This window comes from Peptostreptococcus sp., assembly GCF_977045075.1.
The window spans coordinates 1-8,881 of sequence record NZ_CDRRTB010000076.1; the positions used below are offsets into that span (position 1 = coordinate 1).

Annotated in this window: 10 protein-coding genes; 6 read left to right on the plus strand and 4 right to left on the minus strand. The window is 32.3% G+C overall.

All coding sequences use genetic code 11. The features are described from left to right. Positions 1-248 (plus strand): hypothetical protein (locus ACW6OJ_RS06530; protein ID WP_456096080.1); only part of this gene is annotated, 248 nt, incomplete at its 5' end. Between the two features lie 256 nt (positions 249-504). Continuing rightward, a complete protein-coding gene (locus ACW6OJ_RS06535; RefSeq protein WP_456096081.1) occupies positions 505-966 on the plus strand; it encodes a hypothetical protein in 462 nt (153 codons plus the stop codon). A 317-nt stretch (positions 967-1,283) separates the two neighbouring features. Here ACW6OJ_RS06535 and ACW6OJ_RS06540 read toward each other — a convergent pair whose 3' ends face one another. Genes ACW6OJ_RS06540 through ACW6OJ_RS06550 form a run of 3 tightly spaced genes read right to left on the minus strand, consistent with a single transcriptional unit; the run spans position 1,284 to position 3,670 of the window. Beyond that, the gene (locus ACW6OJ_RS06540) at positions 1,284-2,015 is read right to left on the minus strand and encodes an ABC transporter permease (protein WP_293437345.1); all 732 of its coding nucleotides are present in this window, start codon (positions 2,013-2,015) and stop codon (positions 1,284-1,286) included. Continuing rightward, entirely contained in the window at positions 2,008-2,766 is a 759-nt protein-coding gene (locus ACW6OJ_RS06545) for an ABC transporter permease (RefSeq protein ID WP_456096082.1), read from the minus strand. The genes ACW6OJ_RS06540 and ACW6OJ_RS06545 overlap by 8 nt, the downstream gene beginning before the upstream one ends. A gap of 1 nt (position 2,767) precedes the next feature. After that, positions 2,768-3,670, minus strand: a complete 903-nt coding sequence (locus ACW6OJ_RS06550) for an ABC transporter ATP-binding protein (protein ID WP_456096083.1) — start codon at positions 3,668-3,670, stop codon at positions 2,768-2,770. Positions 3,671-3,857: 187 nt separating this feature from the next. On the opposite strand from ACW6OJ_RS06550, the gene ACW6OJ_RS06555 reads away from it, so the two are divergent. The 3 genes from ACW6OJ_RS06555 (at position 3,858) to ACW6OJ_RS06565 (ending at position 6,975) form a co-directional block, all read left to right on the plus strand. Continuing rightward, positions 3,858-4,556 carry a response regulator transcription factor gene (locus ACW6OJ_RS06555; protein WP_293437354.1) on the plus strand — a complete coding sequence of 233 codons (699 nt, stop codon included), beginning with the start codon at positions 3,858-3,860 and terminating at the stop codon, positions 4,554-4,556. 13 nt (positions 4,557-4,569) lie between these two features. After that, positions 4,570-5,931, plus strand: coding sequence for a sensor histidine kinase (locus tag ACW6OJ_RS06560; RefSeq protein WP_456096084.1), 1,362 nt, complete (start codon positions 4,570-4,572; stop codon positions 5,929-5,931). Between the two features lie 411 nt (positions 5,932-6,342). Then, positions 6,343-6,975, plus strand: a complete 633-nt coding sequence (locus tag ACW6OJ_RS06565) for a DUF421 domain-containing protein (protein WP_456096085.1) — start codon at positions 6,343-6,345, stop codon at positions 6,973-6,975. A gap of 110 nt (positions 6,976-7,085) precedes the next feature. Here ACW6OJ_RS06565 and ACW6OJ_RS06570 read toward each other — a convergent pair whose 3' ends face one another. Further along, positions 7,086-8,117 carry a hypothetical protein gene (locus tag ACW6OJ_RS06570; RefSeq protein ID WP_456096086.1) on the minus strand — a complete coding sequence of 344 codons (1,032 nt, stop codon included), beginning with the start codon at positions 8,115-8,117 and terminating at the stop codon, positions 7,086-7,088. Positions 8,118-8,368: 251 nt separating this feature from the next. On the opposite strand from ACW6OJ_RS06570, the gene ACW6OJ_RS06575 reads away from it, so the two are divergent. After that, positions 8,369-8,881, plus strand: a 513-nt coding sequence (locus ACW6OJ_RS06575) for a nitroreductase family protein (RefSeq protein ID WP_456096087.1), incomplete at its 3' end; no start/stop codon positions are given.

Below are 8,881 nucleotides of genomic sequence, written 5' to 3' on the forward strand. Positions count from 1 at the left end.
TTTTTTATTATACAATGGGGAGTGAAACTTCAAATCATTTGTATGAAATCGACTTTCTAATATCAACAGGTGATAAAATATGTCCGGTGGAAGTTAAGTCAGGAAACTATAGAAATCATAAATCGCTAGACGATTTTTGTAGAAAATTCAGTAGCCGCATAAACGATAAATACGTTGTTCATACGAAGGATTATAAGTGGGAAAATGGCATTAATTATATCCCTGTGTATATGGTGCCGTTTTTATAGAATCGGAAGATGTACTGAGAAAAGAAAATCCCGTAGGTACATATACAGGTCCCAGTTTGCCAAACTGATACCTTTTAACGATAACCTTATGCTATCGTTAAAAGGTTTATAGATATGTTCCCACATACGAACGTAACTACTTGACATACTTGGTGTTCACTCGTTTCACTGTGAAAGTGTGGCCTTGTTGACGAGGACTAAATTGAGCGAGTAAAAGTTCAACTAATGGGTTGAAAAAACTATAAGGAGGTTAACAATGCTTAAAATAGGAGACAAGTTTTTATTTGAGGAAAGTTTATTAAATAGACAGACCTGCCTTATGTTTTTTAAGGAAAATAATTCTGTATCATGGTCAGTGGATATTGGATTTAAAAATGGAAATTTTGGTGATGAAATATTAGCACCTGCAATTTGCATTAATCCAATAGATACAGATAAAAATTCAATAGAAGATTTAGTCGGAGAAAGATTCAGGGTAGCTACAGTAGAAGAATGTGATGATAGAGAGGACACCTTTTATATTTACGAGTTTGAACCAATGGTTTCATATGAGCTAGAAGTACTTGAAATAAAGGACAGTAGGGCTCATATTAGATGTAATGGCATATTGATAGTTGACGGATATTCTACTCCTTATCTACAAGAGTCTTTTGAAATAGACGCCTGGATACCAGTTATCGAATCAGTTAATGATTGGGAAAAAGTTGAGAATATCTAGTTTTTCTGAATATTTACAGATATGAAGTTGAGGGAGTGGCAAATGTGGATAGGGTTGGTTAGCTCAAGGGTTTTTATACTTTTCCTAACACATGGGTCTTTTATCAATCCTAGTATTTAGAATATATTCAAGTATAGCTGCATCATTCTTAGAGTTACTTAATAGGAAGTTTCGATAAAAGTCATAGGCCTCTTTTAAGTTTGTATGGACGTGTCGATACAAGATAAAAAATAGCGTTGGTAGAGAATTTTTTATCTTACCAACGCTAAATATTATATAACCAGAATTGGTGATTTTCAGCCTTTTTCATTGGTATTTTATTTCTTTAACAAACTTTTTTCACATATTCTAAAAAAGAAAATACTATATAAAACACTGATACCTATAAAAAATATAAGCTCTATTGAAGTGAAATCTATTAAAATTCTGCTTCTAAGTGCAATCATTGTAAAAGAAAAAGGATACAGTTTGTTCAGACTTTCATTTAAAAATAAGAGTACAAACCCACCAATTGCCCCTATTGCTGAAATTCCTACAGACTGACTAAAACTGTTACTTTTAGCAGTAATAAAAAGTTGGATACAAATAAGAGGAATCGCTCCTATAATAGACACCAATACCCACTTTAAATGTACAAGCATTTCCCCCATAACAGAAATATTATCAACCTTCATACTACAAAAGAATATAACCAGCAAGGAAAGTTGTAATGGAATAAGTAATATAATCATACTCAGTAATTTTCCAAAAAGCATATTTCTAATTGAAACATTATTTGCCCTTAACATTTCTATTGTTTTTCTATCAAATTCCGGCATGAGAGATATTGCCACCATAATACCGATCATTGGAGGAAATAAAATCTGACTATAATAGAAGGTAAGTTGCCCCCACATAATCTCTGACTGTGTTCCATCAATCAATATCTGACGATTTAAAAAATAATTTCCTAAACCAATGAATGAAGATAGGGCGATAAATAATATTCCAATCAGTATAATCTGTGCTTTTTTTGTCTTTCGCCATTCCGCTTTAAAATAATTAATCATACAGAACACCCTCCTTATTTGATATGACACCTTTGCAAAAAATATAGCAAATTACACAGAATACAAAATACAAAATTATTCGCAGAAAAATTTGTGGATCAAGTTCATAGCAATAAGTTGTTCCATCGATAAGATGAAACTTATATGGTGCAAGATATGCACTACCAATCCATGGAATCAAAAAACTTAACAAATAACTACTCTTTGATGACAATACAACTCCAAAAAATCCACCCAAAAAACCAAATGCCATAAGTAGTCCTTGCTTTTTTAATATCATCGATAAAGTAATTGTAAAGCAAGCCAAAATAAATACATTCAGCATCTCTCCACTTAAATGAATTAAAATAGTGGAAAGAGGAAGCTGTATATTTTGTAAAATAGAGAATACAACGGTACCAATCGTTTTTATACTTAAAAGTACAAAGAATATTCCCATAGTGAATGCGAGTTTCTGATAAAAAATCCTTTTTATTGATGTGCCATTAGAACCTTGCAACTTAAACGTCATTCCTTCCTTTTCATTTCCTATGATACGAGCTACAAAAATGCTCATTGCTATTGGAAGAATTATGCAGTCCACCGTTTGGTTATTAAAAAATACTCCTGCATTTTGTAGCTGTGGATGTGCAAACTCAGATTTAATAACAACTATCTCCCATGCAAATGCGACAAACATCATAATTGTACTAATGAGAAAAGAATGAGTACGCCTACTCTTTAAAAGTTCTATCTTTATTGCATGAAACATACTAATCCTCCTTTGTCATACTCAAAAAGATATCTTCCAAAGACTCTTTTTTTCGCTCTACTCTATAAATAGGGTAACCAGCTATAACCAATTGCCTTATAATTTTTGAAGTTTCTTCATTATCCATATTCTTAAATTTCAATATTTTATCTGATATATCGGTAACACCAGTACCCTCAAGAACTTCTTTCAACTTAGTATCAGAGAAGAAATCGCCTTCAATTTCCAACCATGCGTTTGATTTGATTTTTTCAATTTTACCCTCATATACAAGACGACCACGATTAATAATTCCAACTCTATCTGCAATATGCTCTATCTCTGACAAAATATGACTGGAAATAAAGACTGTCAACCCTTTCTCTTTGGCAAGTCGAATAATTAATTCTCTTATTTCGTGAATCCCTGCAGGATCCAATCCATTTGTTGGCTCGTCAAGTAATAAAATCTTGGGATCCTTTACCAATGCAAAGGCTAATGCCAGTCTTTGTTTCATACCAAGTGAGTAGGCTTTGACCAATTTCCTACGATTCTTTTTCTCTGCCAAGCCCACAAGTTCTAAGGTAGGCCATATATTCTTTTTATCGAATCCAATCATCTTTTGAAAGACCAATAAATTTTCATACCCGGAAAGGTTTGGATAATAACTTGGTTCTTCAATCATAGAACCAATATGATTTAAATATTCCGTATTTTTTTCTACTGGATTTCCAAATATATCAATTTCTCCAGAAGTTGGCTCTAGTAAAGATAAAATCATTTTCATTGTTGTTGATTTTCCAGCTCCATTTGGACCTAAGAAGCCGTATATCTCACCTTTTCTAACGGTAAGGCTTTTTAAATCTACTGTAGTAATATTGTTGTAAACTTTTTTGAGATTTTTTATTTCTATTACATTATTCATGTTTCATCATCCTTTCCAAATTATTGAAGTAATTCTTTAATGTTTTTCTTCCTTTCTAAACAAATTTTATAACCTCAAGCTAAAGTCAAAGGAAAGACAAGCTTAATTTTACCTAAAGAAGTGAGAAGATTGATTGCTAGATAAATATGCATATGCTATAATGATAAAAAATATATGGAGGTATCTTATGAACTTTGAAACACAACTTATTAATAAAAAGATACTAATTGTTGATGATGACCAATCTCTAAACAGCTCTATTCGTGATATTTTGATCAACGCAGGATTTTCAAATATAGTAAGTGCCTATACCGTCAAAGAAGGTGCTGACATATTTTTGGCAGATAATATTGACTTGATTTTACTGGATGTGATGTTGCCTGACGGTGAGGGCTATATACTTGCGGAATATGTGAGAAAAATATCAGATATTCCTATTCTATTTTTAACTGCAAAAAATAATCCTGAAGATGAAATCAAGGGATTACAATCAGGTGGAGACGACTATGTAACCAAGCCATTTCTTCCCAAAATTCTTATTTATAGAATTGTCACATTGTTAAGAAGAGCTTATAAATTCGATACTGATATCATTGAGCTTAAGGACTGTAAAATTAATTTTGGGAACGCAACAGTTGAAAAAAATGGTGCCATAAATACCCTGACACCAACAGAAATACAAATTATCAGAAAATTATATGCAAATAAAAACTATATAGTCTCTTCGGAATCAATTTGTGATGCGGTATGGGGACTTGAAAGCTTTGGTTATGAAAAAGCTTTGATGGTTCATATACGGAATATAAGGGAAAAAATAGAACAAAATCCTTCCAAGCCTGTATACATAGTTACAGTAAAGGGACTTGGATATAAAATGATGGTATAAGGAATGTAAAGTAATGATAAAATTTAAATCTATTTATCGTCTGATTAGACGATTTATTGTGTTTTTTATTCTTTTGCTGCTTATAAATATTCTTGTGATTTTTATAGCGGGTTTTAGTAAAGCTAATTCGGCTAGTATAACAAGTACTTTAAATTTAATAGCAGAACAAACAGATATATCTCAAGCTAAGGTTGAGCTTGAAGATAATGCACAAAAAACTATAGAGCAGAATGATTTATGGATGATGGTTTTAGATGAGAACGGAAATCAAATTTTTGATTTTAATCTTCCAAGGAGATTTGCAACACATTACTCACTTACTGATGTTGCAAGATTCAGTCGTTTTTATCTTAATGATTATCCGGTTTTTACACAAATAAAAGAAAACTTTTTAATTGTAGTAGGTTTCCCAAAGGACAAAGTATTTAAGTTTCCTGCAAACTATTATGAAAGATCAGACTTAGAATTCGCACGATCTACGATATTAGCTTTAGCTATATTAAATTGCCTTTTTTTCGTAGGAGCATATGCTTATAGTACCAGGTTTGTCATAAAGAAATTTACTCCGATAACTGAAGCAATCAATAGTCTTCCAAAAGGATTAAGTAATGATCTTTCTCTTCATGATGATTTCCAGAAGATTGCAGATGCTATAAATAAAGCCGATAAACAATTAAAAGAAAATGAGGACTTTAAGGAAAAATGGATTTCTGGAATTGCACATGATATTAAAACTCCATTGTCTGTTATTATTTCCAACACTTCACTTGCAAAGGAAAAGGAAACAGACTCGGACATACTACGTCATATGGATCCTGTTTTAGTAGAAAGTTATTACATTCAGAATCTATTAAACGACTTGAATATTTTTACAAGGCTAAAAAACTATACTTTTGAACTTCATAAAGAAGAAATTAAAATCGTCCCTTTTTTTAAAGAAATAGTTATACAGATAATTAATCAAGGAATATGGGATAAATTTGAGTTTGAGTTTGATTATGATAGCACTTTAAATGAACAAACTATGTTTGTTGAAAAAAATCTGATTTCTCGTGTCATTCATAATCTTATATATAACTCTGTATTACATAATCCGGAAGGCTGCAAGATAAGTATCAATTTGCACAGACAAGCTGACGCATTTCAAATTATTATTTCTGATAATGGTGTCGGAATTTCAAAAGAAAAAATGACAGAGATTTATTCTAATGAACAGATGGAATTCAATCTTGCGGGTGTTCGTAGGTATGGCATGGGTCTTAGAATTTCTTTGCATATCATTCAGGTTCATGGAGGGCAAATGCATATCGAAAGTGAATTAAACCAATATTTTCGTACAATTATTGAACTGCCACTTGTTGATTTTATAAGCTAATATATGGTAAATTATATCATTACAGGTGTTTTTTTTGATATGGAAATAATCAAAAAATATAGTAATGATGAGTGAAAAATATAGAATGCACTAAAAAATGGATTAAAAATATTTCCAAAATTGCAATATCAATTTGTACACTTTTTTCATACTCACTTAGGTGTTTAAAGTTTCTCTTTTCTGTGTTAAAATTAAGTTGATTCATTGTGATCCTCCTGTAGAATTTGTTTAGCGACTTATATTTTAACACAGGATTCGCAATGAATCATTTTTTTATTCAGTTGTACAAATTGATAATACAATCAACCGAAAAAATATTTTATAGAAAATATAATATTTGTATTGATAATATTATGTATTGGCTATATAATACAGTAATTGAATTGAAATGATTAAGAGAGGAGAAACTTTATGAACGCATTTTTACTAGTGGCAATCAAGCTATTAATCGGCTTTTTTGCCATGGTTATAATAATAAACATATCAGGTAAAGGTAATTTAGCTCCATCATCTGCCAGTGATCAGATTGTAAACTATGTACTTGGTGGAATCATTGGTGGTGTTATCTACAATAACAGTGTTAAAATACCTGATTTTATAGCAATCCTATGTATATGGTGTGCCCTTGTTCTAGCCCTAAAGTGGATAAAGAAAAATAGTGTAAAGGCTAAACAGCTAATAGATGGCAAGGCTTTGATAATAATAGACCAGGGTAAAATAGATATTGAAAACTGTAGGAAGGCAGGTTTGTCGGCACATGATGTAGCTTTCAAACTTCGCACAAATGGCATATACTCAACAAATCTTGTAAAGAGGGCAGTTGTTGAGCAGAATGGCCAGCTAATTATAATACAGGCTGGAGAAGAAAATCCTAAGTTTCCAATCATTACAGATGGGCAGCTACAGTACGATATCCTTGAAGTAATAGGCAAGGACGAGGCCTGGATAAGTGAAGAAATTAAAAAACAGGGTGTAGATAATTATAGTGATGTATTTTTAGGAGAGTATGTTGATAATTCTCTTATAATAACTACTTATAAGTAATATATCCGACATAGTCTATTTAAACACAAAAGATACTTTGGATATGATTTATCTTATTCCAAAGTAGACATTAAAATTGAAAAAATCACAATATGGGAGCAGGCTTAAGCCTACTCCCATATTGTATGTTGGGCCCCTACGCTAAAAAAATTAAGAGTATTATTCGAATTATAATTTACATTGATACGGTATGACTTCCATAAAGAATATCCGTATGTCTGTATTGTAAGTATGTAAGAGGTATCAGTTTTTACCTCCTCATAGTCTATGGGTGATAGAGAAAAAACATCTGTCAGCTTCCTTGTCTGAAAGTCCTTAATAGTTAGCCTTGACAAGTTTGTATTATTGAATTTAATCTTAGAGACCTGGTCGTTATTAGCTTCAATCCTATAGTATGTGATGATACAGTTTTTTAGCTTGTCCGAATCAGACCACTTTGGTGTGATATATACATATCCATAGGACTTCTTATCCCTAGTCAATTCTGCACGCTGGCCGTAAAAAAAGTGGTCATTACGTTGGTTGACAATTTCGCTATCAGGACCCTTGTCCTTGAAGATAAAGCCAGAAGCTAAGAGGCTAGAAGCTCTTGTTTGACCAACAACTAGCCTGGTATTATCCAGTTCGACCGTCACAGGTTTGGCAGGCAAGCCCGTTAAGGAAATACACAGGGTAAGTACAAAGCTAGAGAAAAACACGCATCCAATAACTGCACTTGTCGGTGAGTAGGAATAGATTGGCTTGTTGGACTTATACATACTAAATACGTAAATTAGCTTTATTATGCGGCTGATAAACAAATTTATAACTACCATACCAAACTGGTAATTTAAAAGTGTATATAGGGCCATGTCAAGTCTGCCTTTTTTGTAGTAAAGTAGGGTAAAAGCAAGCAAATTAACAAATACAAGGCTCAAAATAAATAGGTTAGCCTCTTTTAAAGACCTATGATCAGTGATATCGTCATCGTCATTTTTAATGTAGCGTCTAGGCTTAAGGGTTTGACCTAATTTATAAATCCATTCAGGTACTTCTTTACCTGCTTTAACAGCAATTACGAGTTTAATATATATATAAAATGTAAATAACAACAACAATAAAAACACAAGATAAAAGCTAAGAACAGCTAAAGTAAATCCCATATCAAGTCTCCTCTTCTATTATAATCTTTAAAAACTTCTATATTCTAGATTATATCATTACATAGTGCCTTGGGGTAAAAAATATTATAACTAAATTTCTTATATAAAGCCTATATAAAATGGTATAATATAAGTAATAAATAGGGTGAATAAGGAGGACCAGGTGTCAGGTCAAGGACTGATAAGTTGGTCACATGAAAGAAGATAAAAAGTTATAAGTAGCTTATTTGAAAGAATAGAGAGGACTAATAATGGAATTGAAAAATGTAGATAAATTACCAATAGATATAAAAGAGGCTATAAAAAAACGAATAAGCACAAGGACCTATGAAGAGAAATCACTGACAAAGGTAGACAAAAACAAGTTGATGGACTTTAATAGGACCCTGTCAAACCCCTTTGGTGTGGACGTCAAGGTTCAATATATTAGCAAGGACAAGGGAGCAGAGGATGTCCAGCTAGGTACCTATGGAACAATAAAGGGGGCAAAGGACTTCTTTGTCATAACAGTCAAGGATGAGCCCTATGCAATGGAGGCTGTAGGCTACCAGTTTGAAGGTCTAGTCCTATATGCAACTCAAATGGGTCTAGGAACAGTATGGTTAGCAGGAACCTTTAGTAGGAAGGACTTTAAGAATGCAATTAAAATAGGTGAGGATGACTTATTTCCTTGTATTTGTCCAGTAGGATATCCGAGTCAAAGGCGCTCATTTATAGAAAAAATAACAATAGCCAGTCTTGGCTCAAGAAAGAGAAAGGAATGG

Excerpts from the sequence above, each read along its gene's own strand:
- ACW6OJ_RS06535 (WP_456096081.1), top strand. The coding sequence starts at position 505 with ATGCTTAAAATAGGAGACAAGTTTTTATTTGAGGAAAGTTTATTAAAT.
- ACW6OJ_RS06540 (WP_293437345.1), bottom strand. The coding sequence starts at position 2,015 with ATGATTAATTATTTTAAAGCGGAATGGCGAAAGACAAAAAAAGCACAG.
- ACW6OJ_RS06545 (WP_456096082.1), bottom strand. The coding sequence starts at position 2,766 with ATGTTTCATGCAATAAAGATAGAACTTTTAAAGAGTAGGCGTACTCAT.
- ACW6OJ_RS06550 (WP_456096083.1), bottom strand. The coding sequence starts at position 3,670 with ATGAATAATGTAATAGAAATAAAAAATCTCAAAAAAGTTTACAACAAT.
- ACW6OJ_RS06555 (WP_293437354.1), top strand. The coding sequence starts at position 3,858 with ATGAACTTTGAAACACAACTTATTAATAAAAAGATACTAATTGTTGAT.
- ACW6OJ_RS06560 (WP_456096084.1), top strand. The coding sequence starts at position 4,570 with ATGATAAAATTTAAATCTATTTATCGTCTGATTAGACGATTTATTGTG.
- ACW6OJ_RS06565 (WP_456096085.1), top strand. The coding sequence starts at position 6,343 with ATGAACGCATTTTTACTAGTGGCAATCAAGCTATTAATCGGCTTTTTT.
- ACW6OJ_RS06570 (WP_456096086.1), bottom strand. The coding sequence starts at position 8,117 with ATGGGATTTACTTTAGCTGTTCTTAGCTTTTATCTTGTGTTTTTATTG.